General features: G+C 69.4%; 20 protein-coding genes. 8 read left to right on the plus strand and 12 right to left on the minus strand.

Annotated elements, in window-relative coordinates:
• Positions 1–4 precede the first annotated feature (4 nt).
• The 3 genes from msrA to IFSED24_RS14195 all read right to left on the minus strand — a co-directional run bounded on the left by msrA (position 5) and on the right by IFSED24_RS14195 (position 2432).
• Positions 5–553: a peptide-methionine (S)-S-oxide reductase MsrA gene (msrA, locus tag IFSED24_RS14185; RefSeq protein WP_491335061.1), complete on the minus strand. Its 549-nt coding sequence runs from the start codon at positions 551–553 to the stop codon at positions 5–7.
• Positions 554–686: 133 nt separating this feature from the next.
• Positions 687–1295 carry an LON peptidase substrate-binding domain-containing protein gene (locus IFSED24_RS14190; RefSeq protein WP_491332130.1) on the minus strand — a complete coding sequence of 203 codons (609 nt, stop codon included), beginning with the start codon at positions 1293–1295 and terminating at the stop codon, positions 687–689.
• Positions 1296–1376: 81 nt separating this feature from the next.
• Complete coding sequence (locus IFSED24_RS14195; RefSeq protein ID WP_491332131.1) at positions 1377–2432, minus strand: isocitrate/isopropylmalate family dehydrogenase; 1056 nt, start codon at positions 2430–2432, stop codon at positions 1377–1379.
• A gap of 235 nt (positions 2433–2667) precedes the next feature.
• Between IFSED24_RS14195 and IFSED24_RS14200 the strand changes: the two genes are divergently transcribed.
• Entirely contained in the window at positions 2668–4956 is a 2289-nt protein-coding gene (locus IFSED24_RS14200; protein ID WP_491332132.1) for an ATP-binding protein, read from the plus strand.
• A gap of 15 nt (positions 4957–4971) precedes the next feature.
• On the opposite strand, the gene IFSED24_RS14205 is transcribed toward IFSED24_RS14200, so the two are convergent.
• Positions 4972–5670 (minus strand): cytidylate kinase-like family protein, encoded by a 699-nt coding sequence (locus tag IFSED24_RS14205; RefSeq protein WP_491332133.1) that lies wholly within the window; start codon positions 5668–5670, stop codon positions 4972–4974.
• 110 nt (positions 5671–5780) lie between these two features.
• A complete protein-coding gene (locus IFSED24_RS14210; protein WP_491332134.1) occupies positions 5781–6767 on the minus strand; it encodes a hypothetical protein in 987 nt (328 codons plus the stop codon).
• Between the two features lie 192 nt (positions 6768–6959).
• On the opposite strand from IFSED24_RS14210, the gene IFSED24_RS14215 reads away from it, so the two are divergent.
• Positions 6960–9590 carry a DUF5916 domain-containing protein gene (locus IFSED24_RS14215; RefSeq protein WP_491332135.1) on the plus strand — a complete coding sequence of 877 codons (2631 nt, stop codon included), beginning with the start codon at positions 6960–6962 and terminating at the stop codon, positions 9588–9590.
• A gap of 10 nt (positions 9591–9600) precedes the next feature.
• Here IFSED24_RS14215 and IFSED24_RS14220 read toward each other — a convergent pair whose 3' ends face one another.
• Entirely contained in the window at positions 9601–10311 is a 711-nt protein-coding gene (locus IFSED24_RS14220; RefSeq protein WP_491332136.1) for a cytidylate kinase-like family protein, read from the minus strand.
• A gap of 119 nt (positions 10312–10430) precedes the next feature.
• On the opposite strand from IFSED24_RS14220, the gene IFSED24_RS14225 reads away from it, so the two are divergent.
• From IFSED24_RS14225 to IFSED24_RS14235, 3 genes are read left to right on the plus strand one after another with little or no spacing between them, the layout of a single operon-like run.
• Positions 10431–10955 carry an RNA polymerase sigma factor gene (locus IFSED24_RS14225; RefSeq protein WP_491332137.1) on the plus strand — a complete coding sequence of 175 codons (525 nt, stop codon included), beginning with the start codon at positions 10431–10433 and terminating at the stop codon, positions 10953–10955.
• Positions 10952–11464: an anti-sigma factor family protein gene (locus tag IFSED24_RS14230; protein ID WP_491332138.1), complete on the plus strand. Its 513-nt coding sequence runs from the start codon at positions 10952–10954 to the stop codon at positions 11462–11464. Before IFSED24_RS14225 ends, IFSED24_RS14230 begins: the two co-directional genes overlap by 4 nt.
• A 33-nt stretch (positions 11465–11497) precedes the next feature.
• Entirely contained in the window at positions 11498–12064 is a 567-nt protein-coding gene (locus IFSED24_RS14235) for a DUF4252 domain-containing protein (protein WP_491332139.1), read from the plus strand.
• A gap of 100 nt (positions 12065–12164) precedes the next feature.
• Here IFSED24_RS14235 and IFSED24_RS14240 read toward each other — a convergent pair whose 3' ends face one another.
• The 4 genes from IFSED24_RS14240 to IFSED24_RS14255 all read right to left on the minus strand — a co-directional run bounded on the left by IFSED24_RS14240 (position 12165) and on the right by IFSED24_RS14255 (position 15802).
• Positions 12165–12692 carry a macro domain-containing protein gene (locus IFSED24_RS14240; RefSeq protein WP_491332140.1) on the minus strand — a complete coding sequence of 176 codons (528 nt, stop codon included), beginning with the start codon at positions 12690–12692 and terminating at the stop codon, positions 12165–12167.
• Positions 12668–14653 carry a hybrid sensor histidine kinase/response regulator gene (locus tag IFSED24_RS14245; RefSeq protein ID WP_491332141.1) on the minus strand — a complete coding sequence of 662 codons (1986 nt, stop codon included), beginning with the start codon at positions 14651–14653 and terminating at the stop codon, positions 12668–12670. The genes IFSED24_RS14240 and IFSED24_RS14245 overlap by 25 nt, the downstream gene beginning before the upstream one ends.
• A 190-nt stretch (positions 14654–14843) precedes the next feature.
• Positions 14844–15494, minus strand: a complete 651-nt coding sequence (locus IFSED24_RS14250; RefSeq protein WP_491335062.1) for a DUF481 domain-containing protein — start codon at positions 15492–15494, stop codon at positions 14844–14846.
• On the minus strand, positions 15458–15802 hold the full coding sequence (locus tag IFSED24_RS14255) for a hypothetical protein (protein WP_491332142.1): 345 nt from the start codon (positions 15800–15802) through the stop codon (positions 15458–15460). Before IFSED24_RS14255 ends, IFSED24_RS14250 begins: the two co-directional genes overlap by 37 nt.
• Positions 15803–15992: 190 nt before the next feature.
• On the opposite strand from IFSED24_RS14255, the gene IFSED24_RS14260 reads away from it, so the two are divergent.
• Genes IFSED24_RS14260 through IFSED24_RS14270 form a run of 3 tightly spaced genes read left to right on the plus strand, consistent with a single transcriptional unit; the run spans position 15993 to position 18366 of the window.
• Positions 15993–17282: a hypothetical protein gene (locus tag IFSED24_RS14260; protein WP_491332143.1), complete on the plus strand. Its 1290-nt coding sequence runs from the start codon at positions 15993–15995 to the stop codon at positions 17280–17282.
• Positions 17283–17299: 17 nt separating this feature from the next.
• Positions 17300–17887, plus strand: a complete 588-nt coding sequence (locus IFSED24_RS14265) for an RNA polymerase sigma factor (protein WP_491332144.1) — start codon at positions 17300–17302, stop codon at positions 17885–17887.
• Positions 17884–18366 carry a zf-HC2 domain-containing protein gene (locus IFSED24_RS14270; protein WP_491332145.1) on the plus strand — a complete coding sequence of 161 codons (483 nt, stop codon included), beginning with the start codon at positions 17884–17886 and terminating at the stop codon, positions 18364–18366. Before IFSED24_RS14265 ends, IFSED24_RS14270 begins: the two co-directional genes overlap by 4 nt.
• A 31-nt stretch (positions 18367–18397) precedes the next feature.
• Here the strand turns inward: IFSED24_RS14270 and IFSED24_RS14275 are convergent, their stop codons facing one another.
• Both IFSED24_RS14275 and IFSED24_RS14280 read right to left on the minus strand, forming a co-directional pair.
• Positions 18398–19435 carry an NAD-dependent epimerase/dehydratase family protein gene (locus tag IFSED24_RS14275; protein ID WP_491332146.1) on the minus strand — a complete coding sequence of 346 codons (1038 nt, stop codon included), beginning with the start codon at positions 19433–19435 and terminating at the stop codon, positions 18398–18400.
• The gene (locus IFSED24_RS14280) at positions 19432–19896 is read right to left on the minus strand and encodes a GtrA family protein (RefSeq protein ID WP_491332147.1); all 465 of its coding nucleotides are present in this window, start codon (positions 19894–19896) and stop codon (positions 19432–19434) included. The genes IFSED24_RS14275 and IFSED24_RS14280 overlap by 4 nt, the downstream gene beginning before the upstream one ends.
• Positions 19897–19937 lie beyond the last annotated feature (41 nt).

Genomic DNA, 19937 nt, shown 5'->3' on the forward strand with positions numbered 1-19937 from the left:
ACCTTCAATCCTGCTTCAATCGCTCCCGGTATTCCTTGCGGAACTTGGCCAGCTTGGGCGCGATGACGGCCGCGCAATACCCCTGGGCGGTGTTGTTGGCGTAGTAGTCCTGGTGGTAGGCCTCGGCCGGCCAGTAGCCATCCAGTTTCTCGACCTGGGTGACGATGGGCCGTGAGAAGACATGCTCGCGTTCGAGGTCGGCGATCACCTTGGTGGCGGCGGTCTTCTGCTCCTCGTCGTGGTACAGCACGATGGACCGGTACTGCGTCCCCACATCGGCGCCCTGGCGATTCAGGGTGGTGGGGTCGTGCACGCCGAAGAAGATGATCAGGATCTCCTCGTAGCTGATGACCGACGGGTCGTAGGTGATCTGCACCACCTCGGCGTGGCCCGTGTCGCCGCTGCAGACCGAGCGGTAGTCGGGGTCGCGGTCGTGGCCGCCGGCGTAGCCCGACTCGGCCCCGATCACCCCGGCCACCTCCTCGAAGACCGCCTCGATGCACCAGAAGCAGCCGCCGCCGACGGTGGCGACCTCATGTTTGGTTGCGGCCATGGCGTTCGTTCCTCCACTGATCAACAGAACGGCGGCCAGCAGGGCCGCCGGGAAAGACACTCGCTTCATGCTGCTGCCTCCTCGTGGCGCGACCGGAATCTCGGCTCCGGGACACCCGGCTTGAACACGGATTCTATTCCTCTTGTTCCAGTCGGCTTTCTCCGTGCCAGGCCAGGGCATGGTGGGCGCGTGCGACGGGGCAACGTTCGGTGAAGATCCGGGCGGTGCGCTCGGCATCCAGAGGCAGCGAATTGAGCAGGATGTCGGCGAGCAGGCCCACCGGAAGTTCGCCCTCGAGGTGCTTCCCGCGTGGGGACCGGTGGCTGATGGCGGTCATCAGACGGGGGATGAGCTCGGCCTCGGTGTCCGGCTCCGGATCGTGGTCGACCACGGGCTGGGCGTCCGTCTTGCGGTAGAGTCGATCGCTGACCACCTCCTGGACCTGGACCCGGGCGAGACCGAGAACCCAGATGAGGTAGCGTCCGTCGGCGAGGGTCTCGTGGTGGACGATCTCGCCGAGTCCGCCGACGTCCAGGACCCGGGGACCATGGGCCGAGTGGGGCGCGCCGGGCCGGTAGGCCGCCAGGACGAAGCGGCCCGAGGTGTCCAGCAGATCGCCGACCATCTGCCGGTAGCGCGGCTCGAAGATATGCAGCGGCGCCACGGCTCCCGGGAAGAGGAAGAAATCCGGGAGCGGGAAGAGCGGCAGTCCGCGGAGTAGCATGCCTGAAGACGTGATCATCTCTGGTCCCGTTGTTGATTGTCTGCCAACACGATAAAAAAAGACCGATCGACTCGCCCGTGATGATCGCAGACGGCCGGGTCAGCCATGCGAGGCCTCGGCTGCCTTCTCGAGGAACCTCCGGATCGTGGCGCCGAAGTCGGCGGTGCCGCACACGCGGGCGGGATCGCGGGAGAGGTCGGCGGTGAGGGGGCCGGCGCGAAGAGCCTGGCCCACGGCCAGTTCCAGGGTCCGTGCCTCCTGGAACAGCTCGAGCGAGTGGCGCAGCAGCATGGCCGCCGAGAGAATGGCGGCCGTGGGGTTGGCCTGGCCCATTCCCGCGATCGTGGGAGCGGGGCCATGCGCGGGTTCGTAGACACCGAAGTTGCCGTCGCCCAGGGTGGCCGACGGCAACAGGCCCGGCGAACCCGCGAGAGTGGCCGCGCGGCGGTGCAGGTCGTCCTGGCCGGCGCCGCAGGCCAGGACAACGTCGAAACGCGAAGGCCGGTCGAACAGACGGTCGCGGCACGCTTCGGACGAGAGATGTTCCAGCGCCACGTCGGGATAGCTGGCCGCCACACGATCCACCAGCAGGCGCCAGGTCCGGCGCGCCAGCCGTCCATCGGTGGGATCGACCGCGGTCAGGCAGCTCCGCCGGCGGACCGCGGCGCGCAAGGCTGCACGCACCACCCGGACCAGCTGCGACTCCTCCGGCAAACGGCCCTCGCCCACGGGGATGGGGTCGCCGCCCCAGCCGCCCACGCCCTCGCGGTCGCGGACGAAGAGGATGTTGACGCCGACCAGGAGATCCGGCCGCAGCGGCGAGTGGTCGTGCAGGTGGGGCCAGACCTGGACCGGCTGGCTGCTCGTGTGCAGGTCGTTGCGGAGGCAGAGCTCGCGCAGGCAGCCGACGCCCTCGCTCGCCGCACCGCCGGCGACCGCACCCACCAGCGCCGCGTCGCAGACCTGCACCGCCGCCAGCGTCTCCGCCGGCAGGGACCGCCCCGTCACGGCCTGGGCCGCGTCACCGATCAAGCCCTCGACGAGCGTGAACTGGTGGCCGAAGAGCCCGGCGATGGTCTCGAGGCAGAGCCGGGCCTCGGCGAGGACCTCGGGCCCGACGCCGTCGCCCGGCAACATCAGGATACGTGCCTTCATCACACTACCTCCCTCGTTGATCGGTTCGCGGAACTGACCAACGCGGCGCCTGGGGAGGAACGAGAAGACCGGGGTGGTGATCTGAGCCCATTGATCGGTTCGTTTGCCACGGACGTCAAGCGACCGGCGCCGCGTGCTTTTGACTTGCCGGATCGAGGCCCGTGGTCGCAGGATCTCCGGCGTACGCTTATCCATGGCTCCAGCGGCAGCCACCCGATCCCGAACCGGAGGCAGCATGAGATCCCTGGCGCGCAACTCGCTGGTCTGGCGCATCTTGGCCGTGGTGTTCGCCGCCTACCTGGCGACCTCGGCCGGGATCTTCCTGCTGGTCAACGCGCAGGTCCAGCACGTGGTGCGCGAGGGCGCGTTCGAGGTCTACAACCAGCGCCTGGAGATGATCCTGCGCCAGTTCGACCGCCAGGCGCAGCAGCTGGCGCTCCGCGACCCGGACTCCGACGCCCGCGAGCGGTTCCAGGACACGGTGCTGCTGGATTTCGCCCAGGATCACCATGGAGCGCCCGAGCTCGGCATCTTCCCCTTCATCGCCGACAGCTCGGGCGCGCTCCTCTGCCATCCCGACTTCCCCCGCGGCGACCTCACCTACCGGCAAGGCATCCGGACCATGGAGCGGACCCAAACGGAAGCCGACACCTTCGTCTTCAGCGCCGCCACCGGCGACGATCAGTGGGTCATCCAGCGCCGCTTCGCACCCTGGGGCTGGGTCGTGGGCTACCAGGTCCCCGTCTCCGAACTCACCGCCCACGCCCGCCAGCTCCAGCAGCGTCTGATCCTGGTCTGGAGCGCGGTGACGCTGGTGGTGCTGGCGGGTCTCTTCATCTTCCTCAAGAGGGAGACCCAGCCCCTGCGCGAGCTGACCGCGGCCGCCCTGACCATGGCCGGCGGCGACCTCGAGCTCCCTGTGGGCAACGCCTATCCCGGCGAGCTGGGCGTCCTGGCCGGCAGCTTCGAGAACATGCGCGAGGCCATCCGGCGGCAGCTGCGCGAGCTGCGCGAGAGCGAGTCGCGGTACCGGCAGATCTTCGACGCCATGGCCGACGGCCTGCTCCTGCTCGACAGCGACGGCATTATCCTGGCCGCCAATCCCCGCGCGGCCGCCACCTACGGCTGGTCGCCTCAGCAGCTCCGGGACCGCCCCGTGACCGACCTGCTGCGTGAACGCGACCAGGAGCTGGCCCAGGCGCTGCGCTTTCCGCCCAGCGACCAGGCGCTGACCCTGTCCGCCGTCACCGTCCATCGCGAGGGCCGCGAGCTGGAGACCGAGATCAGCGCGGTACGCCTCGTGTTCCAGGGCCGACCCCACACGCTGCTGATCCTGCGCGACGTCACCAACCAGCGAAGGCTCGAGCGCCAGCTCCAGCAGTCCCAGAAGCTGGAGTCGGTGGGCCGGCTGGCCGGCGGCATCGCCCACGACTTCAACAACCTGCTGACCCCGGTGCTCGGCTACACCGAGATGCTGCTGCAGGACTCCGCCATCAAGGGGGATGCCCGCGACGACGTGGCGGCGATCCAGCGCGCCGGCGAGCGAGCCCAGAAGCTGGCCCGGCAACTCCTGGCCTTCAGCCGCAGCCAGGTCCTGGAGATGCAGGACCTCGACCTGGGCGAGGTGGTGGCCGAATTCGAGCCCATCGTGCGCCGCACCCTGCGCGAGGACATCACGCTCCGCCTGGTCCACGACCACTGCCCCTGCCGCCTGCGCGCCGACGTCGGCCAGATCGAGCAGATCGTCATGAACCTCGCCATCAACGCCATGGACGCCATGCCCGACGGCGGCACGCTCGAGCTGGCCACACGCTGCCGCCGGATCGAGCAGGCCCAGGCCGACGAGCTGGCCGGCGAGCTGAGACCCGGCACCTATGGCAGCCTGGTGGTCCGCGACTCGGGCTCCGGCATTCCGCCCGAGATCATGGACCGCGTCTTCGAACCCTTCTTCACCACCAAGGTCGCCGGCAAGGGCACCGGCCTGGGCCTGGCCACCATCCACGGCATCGTCAAGCAGCACGGAGGCTGGGTGGGCGTGCGCAACCGGCCGGATGGCGGCTGCGAGGTGGAGATCCTCCTGCCCTGCTTGCCGGCCGGGAGCCGGAACCTCCCCGACGACAGTGTCCCCGCCCCCGGCCTCGTCGACGGCCAGGGCGAGACCGTGGTCCTGGTGGAGGACGACGTCATGGTCAGGGAGATGGTGGCGGTGCTCCTGACCCGGCACGGCTACCTCGTCCGTGCCTATGCCTCGCCCGGCGAGTGCCGCTCGGACCTCGCCGCCCGGCCCGCCCCCGCGGACCTGCTGCTGACCGACGTGGTCATGCCCGGCGCCAGCGGCCCCGAGCTGCGCGACCAGCTCCACGCCGACGGGGTCGTGCTGCCCACCGTGTTCATGTCGGGCTACACGGGCGAGGCCATCATGCGGTTCGACCTGGCCGAGGCCCGGGCGGACTTCGTCCAGAAGCCCCTGCGGCCCGAGCAGCTGCTGGGCAAGCTGCGCCAGGCGCTGGAAAAATCGGTCTGATCGGGGAACGGGCGGTCAGTCGACCTGATGGCCCTTGAGCGCCAGCAGCCGCACCGCCAGCTCGGTGACGTCCTCGGGCTCGAGCCGCTCGCTGTTGAGCACCATGTCGTAGTGGCGGGGATTCTCCACGTCGCTGTGGAAGAGCAGGCGCACGAACGCCGAGCGCTTGCTGTCGCCGGCGCGCATCATGATGCCGGCCTCGCGCTCCTCGAGGTCGCGCAGCTTCATCACGGTCTTCTGGCGCTGCTTGTCGCCGGCCACCAGCCGGAGCCGCAAATCGGCCCGGTCGCGCAGGACGATGGCCCCGCCGCGCCCGTGGATCACCACGCCGCCGGTCTCGGCCAGGATCCGCAGCATGCGGACCAGCGCGCGGGTGGATTCGTCGTCGCGGCAGCGGCGCTGCTCCACCATGGCCTCGACCTCGCCGTCGACCCGCGCCAGCGCGTCCGGATCCAGGAGCGCGGCCACCTCCCGGCCGAGCTGCACGTCCTTGGCCACCAGGTCGATGAGCTCGGGGCCCCAGACCTGCAGATCGAGGCGTGCGGCGAGGAGCTGGCTCACGTCGCGGGCGCAGCAGCCGGTCATGCGGCTGACCGTGATCACGGGCGCGGTGCGCGCACCTCTCTGCTCGCGGCTCTCGGCGAGCTGCTCGCGGAAGAGGTGGTACTGGGCGAGCTGGTCCTTGATCAGCGAGTCGATGCGTCCGTCGAGCATGGCGGGCCTCCTGGCCGGGCCACCGGGCGGCGGCAGACCGCCGGTCGGTGGTTCAGACCAATCATAGCCTGTTTCTGGGTCATTGACTAGACGCAGTCGACTTCGCGGAATCAGGGCCGCAGCTCCTCCAGGAACCCCGCGTCCATCCACCACGTGTGGCCCAGGCCGTTGCCCGGCGTGGCGTGCAGCTCGCGCATGCGGGCGGCGGTCAGCGGTTGGTCCTGGCCGACGTGATCGCGGGCGCTCATGAAGAAGAACGCCCGGCCGTCGGGCGAGACGTAGGGCGACCAGCCCTCGCGCCCGGGGCCGTTGACGGTGTCGCCCAGGTTGACCGGACCGTGCCAGGTGTCGTCGGGGTCGCGGAAGACGATCCAGTAGTCGATCTGGCCCAGGTTGTCGGGGTGGTTGGCGAGGCAGACGATGAGGTAGCGCGCGTCGGGGTCGACGAAGGCGTTGAACTGGGTGGGCGCGGCGTTGACCGTCTCGGGGAGCTGCTCGGGCTCCAACCAGCCGCCCTGGCCGTCGGGGCGCGCGCGGAAGATGAACTCGCGGCGCGACTCGGGATCGCGGCGCGTGAAGTAGAGCGCGCCGTCGCGGGTGACCGAGGGGAAGAACTCGCTGCTTTCGGTGTTGATCGGCGCGGGCAGGCGGACGGGGTCGGACCAGCCGTCGCCCTGGCGTTCGGCGACCCAGAGGTCCTCGTCGCCGGGCTCGCCCGCGTCCTGCTCGGGGCGGTCGCTCACGAAGAAGAGGCGCCGGCCGTCGGGGGCGACGTGGGGCTCGATGACGTGCCAGCGCGGGTCGGCGGCCAGGGGCAGCACGGCGGGGTCGCTCCACGAGCCGTCGTCCTGCTGGCGGGCGGCCAGGACGGTAGTGTAGCGGTAGCCGCCCACCATCTGGCCGAAGTACAGCTCGCGGCCGTCGGGCGTCATGGCGATGTCACGCGTGCGCATGCCGCCGTTGACGAGAACGGGGGCGAAGAGCTCCGGCTCGGCGCCGGGGAGGGGCTGGCCGAGGAAGGGGCCCTGGGGACGGGGCGTCTGGGCGCAGCCGATCAGGACAGCGGCCGCGAGGGCGGCGAGGAGCAGGCGGGGCATGCGGGGCCTCCGGGTTGGGGCGTTCGGGGGTGGGGTGAGGTTAGGGACGGGGGGTGGGGGCGTCCAGTTGCAGGTTGGCGGAGATCCGAAGACTGCTGACAACCTTCCTCCCCGATTCAACGTCTAACCGCATGACGCTCCGGACCGCCACCCCCCGACGGCGCGCCGGCTCCAGACACCCCGAGGTCCCGTATGCAATCCGCAGTCCGGCTCCTCTGCCTGGCCGCGCTCGTCGCCGTCGCGGCCGGCGCCGCCGCCCAGACCACCCGCACCTACCAGACCCGCCGCTGCCAGGGCGGCATCGCGCTGGACGGCCGGCTCGACGAGGCCGCCTGGAACCAGGTCGACTGGTCGGGCGACTTCATCCAGCGCCAGCCCGCCGACGGCGTCCCGCCCGCGCACCAGACCGCGTTCAAGGTGCTCTACGACGACGAGGCGCTCTACTTCGCCTTCCGCGCCTACGACGACCCCGCGCTGGTCACCCCGCACCTCGCCCGCCACGACTGGTTCCCCGGCGACTGGATCGAGGTGAACATCGACAGCCGCGCCGACAACCGCACCGCCTACTCGTTCACCCTCAGCCTCTCGGGCACCCGCGGCGACGAGTACATCAGCAACGACGGCAACCGCTGGGACAGCAACTGGGATCCCGTCTGGGAGGGCGCCACCAGCGTGGACGACGAGGGCTGGACCGCCGAGATGCGCATCCCGCTGAGCCAGCTCCGCTTCGACCCCGCCAACGAGCGGCCCTGGGGCCTGCAGGTCCAGCGCCGTATCTTCCGCGAGGGCGAGCGCTCCACCTGGCAGGAGATCCCCCGCGACCAGAGCGGCTGGGTGAGCAACTTCGGCGACCTCTGCGGCCTGGACGACCTGGTCCCCGCCGGCCGCGCCGAGCTGCTGCCCTACGTGGTCGGCCAGCTCGACCGCTACCCCGCCGAGGACGGCAACCCCTACCGCGACGGCAGCGACGCCAAGCTGTCGGCCGGCCTGGACGCCAAGTTCGGCCTGGGCAGCGACTTCTCGCTGGACATCACCGTCAACCCCGACTTCGGCCAGGTGGAGGCCGACCCCTCCCAGGTCAACCTCACCGCGTTCGAGACCTTCTTCGCCGAGAAGCGCCCGTTCTTCATCGAGGGCCAGGACGTGTTCGATCTGCCGCTGGCCCCGGCCATCACCGGCGGCCACTTCACCCGCGACCTCCTCTTCTACTCGCGGCGCATCGGCCGCAGCCCGCACCACAGCCCCGACCTGGGCGACGACGAGTACGCCGACGTTCCCGACCAGACGTCGATCCTGGGCGCGGCCAAGCTCTCGGGCAAGACCGCCGGCGGGCTGTCGGTGGGCGTGCTGGAGAGCATCACCGCCCGCGAGCGCGCGCAGATCGCGGACCCCGGCGGCGAGCGCGAGGAGACGGTGGAGCCGCTGACCAACTACTTCGTGGGCCGTGTCACCCAGGACCTGCGCGAGGGCGACACCGTGCTGGGCGGCATGGTCACCTCGGTGATCCGCGACATCCAGGACCCGCACCTGCAGTTCCTGTCGCGCAAGGCGTGGGCCGGCGGCGCCGACCTGCAGCACTTCTTCCTGGACCGCGACTGGCGCCTGAACGTGCGCCTGTTGGGCAGCCACCTGCGCGGCAGCCAGGAGTCCATCCTCGAGGCGCAGGCCGCGTCGGCGCGCTACTACCAGCGCCCCGACAAGACCTACGCCACCCTCGATTCCACCCGCACCACCCTGAGCGGCCACGCCGGTTCGGTCATGCTCACGCGCACCGGCAACAACAGCCACGTCCAGGGTCAGATGAACCTGGCCTGGCGGTCGCCGGGCTTCGAGATCAACGATCTGGGCTACATGCGCCGCGCCGACGAGGTCAACAACTCGGCCTGGGTCAGCTACGTCGAGCGCAATCCCTTCGGTGTGTTCAACCGCATGCAGCTGAACGCCAACTACTGGCTGGACTGGGATTTCGGCGGCACGCTCCTGCGCAAGGCGGTCAACTTCAACACCAACGGCGAGTTCCGCAGCCAGGACAGCTACTGGCTGGGTTGCTCGCGCACGTTCGAGCAGATCTCCAACACCGAATTGCGCGGCGGACCCAGCTCGCGCTGGCCCGGCCTGTGGGACCTCGACATCGGCTTCAACACCGACCAGCGGCGCCCGGTGCGCCTGAACCTGGGCGCCTGGGCCGCGCTCCACGACGAGGACCGCCGGGACGAGTGGCAGATCTGGAGCAGCCTCGTCTGGCAGCCGAGCAACTGCCTGCGCCTGTCGGCCAGCCCGTCGTACACCCGCAACCTGGACCGCATGCAGTACGTGGAGACCACCGGCAGCGACCTGGGCGACCGCTACGTCTTCGGCACCATCGACCAGCACACCACCGCGCTCACCTTCCGCGCCGACCTCTGCCTCACCCCGAACCTGACCATCCAGTACTACGGCTCGCCGTTCGTCTCGGCCGGCCGCTACCACACCTTCAAGCGCATCACCGACCCGCGGGCCGACCGCTACGCCGACCGTTTCGCGGTCTACACGGACGACCAGCTCACCGCCACCGACGATGGCTACGACGTGGACGAGAACGGCGACGGCGCCACCGACTACAGCTTCGGCCGGCCCGACTTCAACGTGCGCGAGTTCAACAGCAACCTGGTGGTGCGCTGGCAGTACCGGCTGGGGTCGACGCTGTACCTGGTGTGGTCGCAGGGGCGGAGCGATTTCGTGAACGACGGGGAGTTCGACCTGGGACGGGATCTGGACGCGCTCTTCGCGGGGCCGCCCAGCGACGTGTTCCTGGTGAAGGTGAACACGTGGATCTCGCTGTAGAGGTGAACCTCTAGGCCTCCGCCTCCACCGTCCGCCTCCGATTCACCGCTACCATCTGAAGGCACGCCTCCACCAGGACTTCCAGGTCCATCCGCTCGGTGTTGACCACCAGGTCGTAGTGCCGGTGGTCGTCCACGTCGGCCTGGAAGTAGGCACGAACGAACGCCACCCGTGCGGCGTCGGTGCGCGACATGATCTCGCGGGCCTCGGCCTGGCTGAGGTTCTGCTGCTCGCGCAGGATCTTGATGCGGTGGCGGTCGCCGGCCACCAGGCGCAGGCGGAGGTCGGCGCGGTCGCCCAGGATGAAGCCGGCGCCGCGGCCGACGATCACCGCGCCGCCGGTCTCGGCCAGGGTCTTGACCGTACGGGCCAGGGCCAGGGCGTAGTCGTCGCGCAGGAAGAGGCGGCGGCCCAGCATGCCGCGCACCCAGGCGTCCACCGTGTTGATCACGCCTTCGTCGAGCTTGGCCACCACCTCGCGGCGCAGGCCCTTGTCGCTGGCGATGAGGTCCACCAGCTCACGTCCCCACACCTGCACGTCCAGGCGCTCGGCCAGCTCGGCGGCGAGGTCGCGGGCGCAGCAGCCGGCCATGCGGCTGATGGTGACCACGGGACCGCGTTCGGGCGTCGGCGCCGCGGGGTCCTCGCGCAGGATGGACTTCAGGCGATTGTACTGGTGGAGCTGCCGGGAGATGAGCGTTTCGACGACGATCCGGGACATGGCGAAACCCCCAGGCCGGGATGGACACGATGCCAGCAGCTACAACATCGATCGATTTTCACGGGATCGCCACGGTCCCCATGTAACCATCGGCGACCCCGCGCGTCCTTGTTGTTGTCATGAGAAAAGAGATCTTCAACCGGGTCCTGAAGGACCACCGCGATCGCATCTACGGGCATGCTTTGCACTGCTTGCGCAACCCCGAGGATGCGGCCGACGTGACGCAGGAGGCCTTCCTGCGGCTCTGGCACCGTGGGCCCGATCTGGACGAGTCCCGGCTGGCAGCCTGGCTGACCCGGGTGGCCCACAACCTGGTCATCGACCACTCCCGCCGCGCCCGCACCGTCCACACCTATCTGGGCGCCCCGGACACCGAGGCGGCCCAGGGCCTGGCCGCCCCCACGACACCCGACCACGACGGCCAGCGCGCGCTCCTGGACGCCCTGCAGACGCTCCCTCCCGAGACGCGGAGCATGATGATGATGCACTACTGGCAGGGCCTGAAGGTGCGCGAGATCGCCGACCACCTCGGCCTCAACGTCAACTCGGTGAAGGTCCGGATCCACCGCGCGCGCAAAGCGCTGCGCATGGTCCTCGACGACGCGCACGACGACGCGTCCACGGCGAAACGGATGACGGGATGAACGAGCGCTGCGAACACATCGAACTGCTGCTGGCCGAGTACGCGGCCGACGAACTGGCGCCCCGCGAACGGGACACAGTGGCGAGCCACCTGGCCGCCTGCCCCGCCTGCCGCGAGGAGCTGGCGCGCGAACTGCGCCTGCGCCGCACGCTGGCCGACCTGCCAGCGATCCCATGCCCGGCCCACGTGACCCGGTCGATCCAGGTGGACGTGGAGCCCACGCTCACGCCGCGCGCGCCGCGCCACTGGTGGGGTCGCACCTCAGCCGGCCTGGGCCTCGTGGCCGCCGCTGTGCTGCTCGCCCTGGTGCTGCCCACTCGGGCACCGCAAACATCAGCCTCGGGAGACCTCGCCGTCGCCACCCCGGAAACCAATTCCTGGACGCAGGATGATCTGGATAGAGCTCGACTCGATGTCGAGTGGGTCCTCGCCTACACCGCCAACATCATCGACCGCACCGAGAAACAATCCGTCGCCGACATGCTGCGCCATCTCCAGACAGGGTCCTAGACGCACGCACGACGACGTTCAGGAGGAAAGACCATGAAACGCCACGACCTCTACACCATGATCTTCTGGGCCGTCCTGCTCACCGCCGGCCTTGCCCTGGCCGGTCCGCTCGAGCGCGAGCCCGGCTACGTCGACCTGGAGTGGATCGAGATTCCCGCGGATGCCCGCGAGATCCAGGACATCGATCTCAGCTACATGCTCGACGACCTCGCCAAGGACGCCCGCGACGACGGCGAGGACAGCCTGGCCGAGGCCATCGCCATGGTCCGCTCGATCCGCGTCAAGGCGTTCTCGGTGCGGGCCAACGACACGCGGACCGAGAGCGCGGTCGAACGCATCAACCAGCAGCTCCTCGAGGACGACTGGAAGAAGATGATCTACGTGAAGAACGAGGACGAGACCCTCAGCGTCAGCACCAAGCGCCACGACGGCGAGATGGTGGGACTGATGGTGGTGGTCTACGAGCCCGGCGAGAACGCGGCCTTCATCAACGTGGTGGGCGACCTGGACCTGGGCAAGCTGCTCGGCCTGGCTCAGGATTTCGACCTCGATGACATCGACGTGATGGTGGAGGAGCACGAGAAGCGGCGCTCGTACTGAGCGCCACAGCCGCGAACGACGGCGCCCCCGGCAGACGAGCTGGGGGCGCTTCGCGTTGACGGCCATCGGCGAGCCATACCGGACCAGGCCGTGACGCCAGTCAGGCCATTCCGGCCAGCGTCGCCTCGTAGACCGCTAGGTCCTCCGCCGAATAGCACACCACCCGTACCTCCAGGATCTCCGGCAATGCGTCCAGCGCCTCGGCTATGGCCGACAGCGCCACCCGGCTGGCGCGCGCGATGGGGAAACCATAGATCCCGGTGCTGATGCAGGGGAAGGCGATGGAGCGGTGGCCGTGACTGGCGGCGAGCTCGAGGCTCTCCTGGTAGCACGAGGCCAGCAGCTCATCCTCCAGATCGCCGGCACCGCCACCCCAGACCGGCCCCACCGTGTGAATGACCGCCCGGCAGGGCAGCTCGAAGGCGCCGGTCAGGACGGCCTCGCCGGTACCGCAGTGGCCGATGGCGAGGCAGGCGCGCTCGAGCTCGGGTCCGGCGGCGGCATGGATGGCGCCGCAGACGCCTCCGCCGCGCCGGAGCTCTTCGTTGGCGGCGTTGACGATGCAATCGGTGTCCTGGGCGGTGATGTCGTCCTGGATCAGGGTCAGGCTGTCGCGCCAGGTTGGCATGGGGGGCCTCCGGCTTTGAGCGTCTCGCGGACCTTGGCCTCGAGATCGCGCATGGTGAAGGGCTTCTGGATGAACCCGGCGAGGCCCTTGCCCACGAAACGGTTGGTGGCATCCTGCTCGTTGTAGCCGCTGGAGAGGATGACCCGGACCGCGGGATCGCGCTGGCGGAGCTCGCGGAAGGTCTCCTCGCCGTCCATGCGGGGCATGGTCATGTCGAGCAGGACGAGGACGATGTCGGCGGCGTGGTCGCGATACACCTCGAGGGCCTCGACCCCGTCGCACGCGGTCAGCACCTCGAGGCCGCAACGCTGCAGCATCTGACCGGCGACCCGGCGCACGAACTCCTCGTCGTCGACCACGAGCACCACACCGTGGAGCGGCTCGCCGGTGGCGGCCGACTCGGTGGCGGCGGACGGCGAGGCGGTCGCCTGGCCGTGCGCCGGCAGCAGGACCTTGATCGACGTGCCCTGGCCCGGTTCGCTGTCGACCTTGATGGTGCCGCCGTGGCCGCGGACGATGCCCAGCACCGCGGCCAGGCCCAGTCCCCGACCCTGGAACTTGGTGGTGAAGAACGGCTCGAAGAGGCGCGCGCGCGTGTCGGCATCCATGCCGCAGCCGTCGTCGGACACATCGAGAAAGATGTACTCGCCCGCCGGCAGCTCTTCCTGCAGGTAATCGCTCTCGAGATAGTCCTCGGTGGCGACCTGGCGACCCGTGGTGAGGGTGATCAGACCCGCGTCATCGCCCACCGCCTCGGCCGCATTGGTCACCAGATTCATGACCACCTGCCGGATCTGCGCCACGTCCACCGACACCGGGGGCAGCGACCCGGCCAGCGCGTAGCGCAGGTTCACCTTCTTGGGAATGGCCGCCTCGAGCAGGTTGCCCATCTCGCGCACCACCTCGCCGAGCTGGAGGTCGCGCACCACGAAGCGCCCCTTGCCCGAGTAGGCGAGCATCTGGTTGGTGAGTTCGCGCGCGCGCAATGCCGCGGTGCGGATATCGGCCACGTGCGAGGCGCCGACTGTTGTCTGCGGCAGGTCCGCCAGCGCCAGCTCGGCGTGGCCCAGGATCGCCGCCAGCAGGTTGTTGAAATCGTGGGCGATGCCGCCGGCCAGGATCCCCAGGCTCTCGAGCTTCTGGGCGTGCAGGACCTGCGCCTCGAGCCGCCGCTGCTCGGCCTCGGCCTGCTTGCTGGCGGTGATGTCCTCGTAGGTGCCGAGGATGCCGACCACCTCGCCGTCGCGGCCCTGCAACGGGATCTTGCTGGTGCGCAGCCAGATCTTGGCGCCGTCGGGCGTGGTCTGCGGCTCCTCGTAGCCGATCTTGGGCTCCTTGCTGCGCATGACCTGGGCGTCGTCGTCGCGGTAGAGCTGGGCCTCGTTCTTCCAGCCCAGCTCGTGGTCGGACTTGCCGACGATGTCCTCGGGCCGCGCGAGCCCCGCATCGCGGGCGAAGAGCAGGTTGCAGCCGAGGTAGATGCTCTCGCGATCCTTCCAGAAGACACGCACCGGGATGTTGTCCAGCACGGTGCGCAGCATGAGTCGGGTGGCCTGCAGATCGATCTCCTGGCGACGCTGGGCGGTCACGTCGGTGAAGATGCCCAGGACGCCGGTGATCCGGTCGTTACCATCGCGCAGGGGGAACTTGGTGGTCTGGATCCAGGACCGGTCGCCGTCGATCCTCTGCAGCGGCTCCAGGATGCCGCGCCTGGTCTCGCCCGAGGCCATGACCTCGCGGTCGTGGGCGCGGTAGGCCTCGGCATCCTCGCGCGGCCAGGGCAGATCGAAGTCGGTCTTGCCGATGATCTCCTCGGGGCTGTCGAGCTGGACGGCGGTGGCGAAGGCGGCGTTGCAGCCCACGTAGACCGAGTCGCGGTCCTTCCAGAAGACGGCCTGGGGGATGTTGTCGAGGATCCGGGAGGCGATGATCCGCTCGAGGTCGTGGCGGGGATCGGGCATGGCCAACCTCCATGAATCCGCGAGGAGTAGCGTGGCCGGTCGCCTGAAGACTGGGCCCATCTTGGCCCGAACCGTCGGCCGGCGTCAACCTCGGTTCAGACGGTCACTTGGACCAGCCGAGCGAGAACACGATCCCACGGTCGACCTTGCCGCTGGCACCGGCGGGCGGCTTGTTGTCCTGGCTCTCGTATTAGGTCAGCTCGAGGAAGAGATCGGTGATCAGCTCGTAGCGCAGCGTGGTGTCCAGCTCGAAGCGCACGCGGCCCTCGGTGGTAAGGTTGGGGATGACCGCGGCCTGCAGGCGCAGATCGGTCTTGGGGCTGTCGTAGAAGAAGAGCGAGAAGCTGGCGTCGAATCGGGCCTCGAGGTTGTTCTCCGCCGGATCATCGAGACTGCTGGACCATTCGCGCGTGAGGTTGAGACCGCCGCTGGTGTCCAGGGCGAGGTGGTTGGTGGTCGCGATCTCGTAGCCCAGAGCGCCGCCGCCGAGCAGGCGGGCGCGCAGACCCAGCTCGTCGTTGCGCTGGTAGCCGGCGTTGAGCGAGGTGTTGAACTGGCCGGTGAGGCGCCGGCGCATGAAGGCGTTGGAATCGACGCGGCGCTTGAGGTCCTCGGTGCTGGTCTCGGAGAGATTCGAGCTGACGCTGGCGCCCCAGCTGTAGACCTGACCCCGATAATCGGCGTTGGCGTCCAGGTAGATCTGGGTGATCTCGGTCGATTTGGTGTAGTTGAAGCCGAGGGAGACGGACAGGCTCAGCCGGTCCCACAGCTCGAGGCGCGACGGTTGGATCTCCACCACGTCGATCATGGGGAACCGGACCGCATGGTCGGCGAAGGCCACGAGCAATTCGCCATCGGTGCCGGAATCGGGCAACCGGCCGAAAGCCAGGAGACCCTCGCGGGTCTTGACAGGAACGCGTAGTTGCTGTCGACGCGGACGATCTTGTCCCACTCGATGTACGCCGTGCCCATCCCCACCGTCTTGACCTTGAGCTTGCCGCGGACCATCTCCTTGATCTCACAGGTCGTGCGGTCGCCGTTGAACAGGGTGACGGTGTCGGTCTTGGGCAGGGCATGGGCGGTGACGGCGGCGAGGCTGGCCAGCAGCCAGGAGCAGACGAAGGCCGTGATGCGGGGGCGGGTCTTCATGATGACCCAGCATGAAGGATGGCACGCGATCGGGCAACTTCGAGGTTCGTCCCCGGTCGGCGACCCACCATCGCCTGATCCCGCCCACGGCCGATTTTCCACTCAACATCAGCGACCCCGGGCGCGTTACCTCCATGTCGACCGTTGCCTCCAGGATCGCCTGGAGTGACCGTAAGCCCCGGAGGTTCCGATGATCACCCGCCCTCTTCTCGCCATCGCCATCCTGCTGGCCGTGGTCTGCCCCATCCTCGCCTCCGCCCGCAATGCCCCCTCCCTGCTGCCCGGCATGCCGCGCGAGGTGGTCTCCATCCGCTGCGACCGCCTCACCACCGCGGAGTACGACGCCCTGGCGGCCGAGTGGCGCGCCTACGCCGAGGCGCACCCGCGCAGCGCCGTGGCCGAGGTTCAGCTCGGCCGTGCCCTGCGCTACGCCGGCACGGCGGCCGACGAGGTCCGGGCGCACTTCGCCCGGGCCCTCGAGCTGGACCCGCGCTGTCCCGAGGCCCTGGACGCCGCGGCGTCCACCTTCCTCGGGGAATGGGAACCCCTGGCCGACGGCGCGGCCGGCTGCTACACCCTGGGCCAGCGCGCGGTCGAACTGGCGCCCGACTGGGCCGAGCCCCACTTCACCCTCGCGCCGCTGGCCATGGTCCTGGGGCTCTACGAGGAGGCCCAGGCGCACATGGCCGCCCTGATCGCGAAGGGCAGCATCCCGGCGCCGGTCCTCGACTACTGCTACAACATGCTCGTGGGCGCCGCCCCGGACGCGATCATCTTCACCAACGGCGACAACGACACTTATGGCTGCCACGCGTTGCAGGCCGCGCGGGGCCTCCGTCCCGACGTCCACGTGCTCAACCTCTCGCTCCTGAACCAGCCCGAGATCGAGACGACGCTCTTCGCGCGCTTTGGCGACCGCAGCCCGCTGTCGGCCGACGAGCGCGCCCGTCTGCGCGACGAGTTCATGGCCAACTACGTCCGCGACCACAAGCTGTATTCCACCAGGGTGGTCGAGGCCCTGGCCGGGAAGCTGGCCGCGGGCGAGTGGAAAGGGCCGGTCTACCTGGCGCTCACCGTCGCCCCCGCGGTGGAGGAGAACTGTCCGCTGCCGCGCCGCCTGGAGGGGATGCTCTGGCGCCTGGTGGCCGACGGCGACGGCGGCGCGGGTGATGCGGGCACCGACGTCGCCCGCACCCACGAGCTGTTCACCGGACCCTACCGCCTGGAATCGGCCACCGACCTGGCGTTCCCCTGGGCGCGCAACCGCAGCGTCGCCTCGCTCATGGACAACTACCACAGCGTGCTGTTCCGTCTGGCCACGGCCGCCGGCGAGGCGGGCGACGCGGCGATCATGTGCTACGCGTTCCGGAACGGCCTCACGATGGCGGCGTTCCACGGGAAGCAGGATCTGGTGGCGGCGGTGGCGGAATACTGGCGCGAGCTGGACCCGGACAATCCGGAGATCGACCGCTGGCGCTAGCGCGGAAACGGGGCGAGATGATGGAAGCGCGGGAAGCCGATCGGCTGGCCGGGCTGGCGCGGCAGGGCGATGCCGCGGCGCTGGCGCGTCTGTACGGCGCGTTCGCCCCGGCGGTGCTGGCGTTCCTGCGGCGGATGACCGGCGAACGCGACGCCGCCGAGGACATCCTGCACGAGGTCTTCCTGCAGGTTCTCGAGGGTCGGGGCCGTTTCGAGGCACGCGGCTGCTTCCGGCCCTGGCTCTTCGCGGTGGCGGCCAACGCGGCGCGAGACCGGCGCCGGCGGGAGCAGAGCCGGGAACGGCTCGTCGAGCGTCTGGATCAGGGAGCGGAGCCACGCCCGGCACCCCCCGCGGACGAGGCGCTGGCGGCGCAGGAGCAACTGCGCCTGGTGGAGGCGGTCCTGGACGATCTGCCCGGGGACTACGCCGCCGCGTTCCATCTTCGGGTGCGCGAGGGCTTCAGCTACCGCGAGATGGCCGCCATGACCGGCGATCCCGAGGGCACGCTGCGCTCGCGCGTGCATCACACCCTGCAGCGACTGCGAGAGCGACTCGCGGTGGCGGAACCGCGGCCCGGACGACCGGCCGGAAGCGAGGAATCATGAGCGGCGGACATCTGGGAGCCGAACGGTTGCGCGCCTACGTGCTGGGTGAACTCGAGGGATCGGCGCAACACGAGGTCGAACAGCATCTGGCGGTGTGTGCGGCGTGCGCCGAGGAAACGTCGGCGCTGCAGGCGGCGCTGACGGTCTACCGGGAGGCGGCGCCGGCGACCGTGGACGGGCGGATCCTGCGCCGGCTGCTGGCCGAACAGGAGAGGCTCGGCCGGCGTCGGCGTGGTCCGTGGCGGTGGCGCGTGGCCGACGTGGGGCTGGCCGCGGCCGTGGCGGGGCTGATCTTCCTCGGCGGGGTCTGGGTCGGCCGTCAGGGCGTGGCCGCACCGATGCAGGACGAGGCCGGCGTGGTGCCGACGGCCGCGGTGGAGCCCCGCAGGACCGCGGAGGCCCCGCCCCGGGTGACCTTCGTGGTGGCCGATGTGGATCGGCTCGGGGGCCTGGCCTCGCGGGATACCACCTGGAACTGAGGGCGCACCGCCCGGAGGCGGTCACCGGGAATCAGGACACCCACTTCAGCAGCCGGATCACCCCCATCTTCGCCGGCTGCTTGTGTGCCGAGACGTTCTTGCGCGAGCGAATCTCCGCCAGGTTCTCGTGGTAGTACTCGTACGCGCGGCAGAACATCTCCTCATTGCTCAGGGTGGGCGCCCACTCCAACCGCTCCTTGATCCTGGCCGTGTCGAAGATGAAATCCTCGGCGATCATCTTGTACTGGTAGGGCCCCAGCGGCGAGATGCCCAGCCGGTAGGCCGCACGCATGGCCAGCAGCGCGGGTCCCTTGGGCAGGGTCGCCAGGCGACTGCCGGTGCCGGCCCGATCGATGAGGAACTGGTAGACCTCGCGGAACGACCGGACGTGGTCGGAGCCGATGTTGAAGACCCCGGAACCGTCGAACTCCAGGGCGCGCAGGCAGGCACGGCAGAGATCCTGGGCGTAGATGAACTGGTACCGGTTCTGCCCGCCGCCGACCAGCCAGATCTTCCGGCCTTCCTCGATGAACTCGAAGAGGATGGCCAGCAGCCCCAGCCGCCCGTGATCCATGATGGTGGGGCAGCGGATGATGATCACGTGGAAGTCGTCGGTATACTCCTGCAGGATCCGTTCGCCCTCCCACTTGGAGCGACCGTAGATCTCCACGGGCGCGGGCTGGTCGTCCTCGCGTACTGGCCGACCCAGATTGTGCGCCCACAGGCAGTTGGACGAGGTGAAGACGAGGCGCGGCACCCCGTGCCGCCGGGTCATCTCGGCCACCAGCCGGGTGCCGTCCACGTTGGAGCGCCAGAGGAACCCCTTGTCCTTGACCGCGTGGGCCAGGATCGCCGCGCAGTGGATCACGCCGTCGAAGGCGTGGGCGGCGAAGATGTCGTCCAGTGTACCCGGCACGCCGATGTCGCGCCGGTACGAGGTCAGGCGGGGGTGCGTGACCTCGTCCTGCTCGAGGTCGACGTTGACCACGGTGTGGCCTTCGTCCAGCAGCCGGTTCTTGACGATCTCGCCGAAGAAGCCCGATCCGCCGGTGACGAGGTAGGTGCTCACGTGTGGTCCCCCTTGAACAGGCGCCGGAAGAGCGAGATGCGGTGGTTGAAGGCGTACATCTTGATCAGCGTGAAGTTCACCGCGAAGGCGAGCCCCGTGGCGATCACCTTGCCGAGCAGCAGCTGATCCTGATCCAGCGCCTCCACCCAGAGGATCATGACCAGTTCGTTGACCAGGAGGCCGCCCAGGCTGGAAACATAGTGCCGCACGAAGGCCACGCGCAACGGCAGCGAGCGCCGGTTGAAGACGAAGGCGTTGCTCAGCGTGAAGTTGGTGGCCGTCCCCAGGCTGAAGGCCAGGAAGACCCCGACCCGGTAATCGAGACCCAGCCAGACGGTGAAGGCCGTGAAGGAACCGATGTCCACCACGGCCGCGCAGCCACCGACCAGGGCGTAGCGCAAGAGCTGGAGCAGGGTGGAATCGGTATCGTCGACCAGGAGCTGTCTCAGGAGCGCCCTCATGGCGAGCGGAGGGCCGCACGGTCGCGCGCCGCTGCGGAACG

The organism is Candidatus Latescibacter sp. IFSED24 (assembly GCF_058273205.1).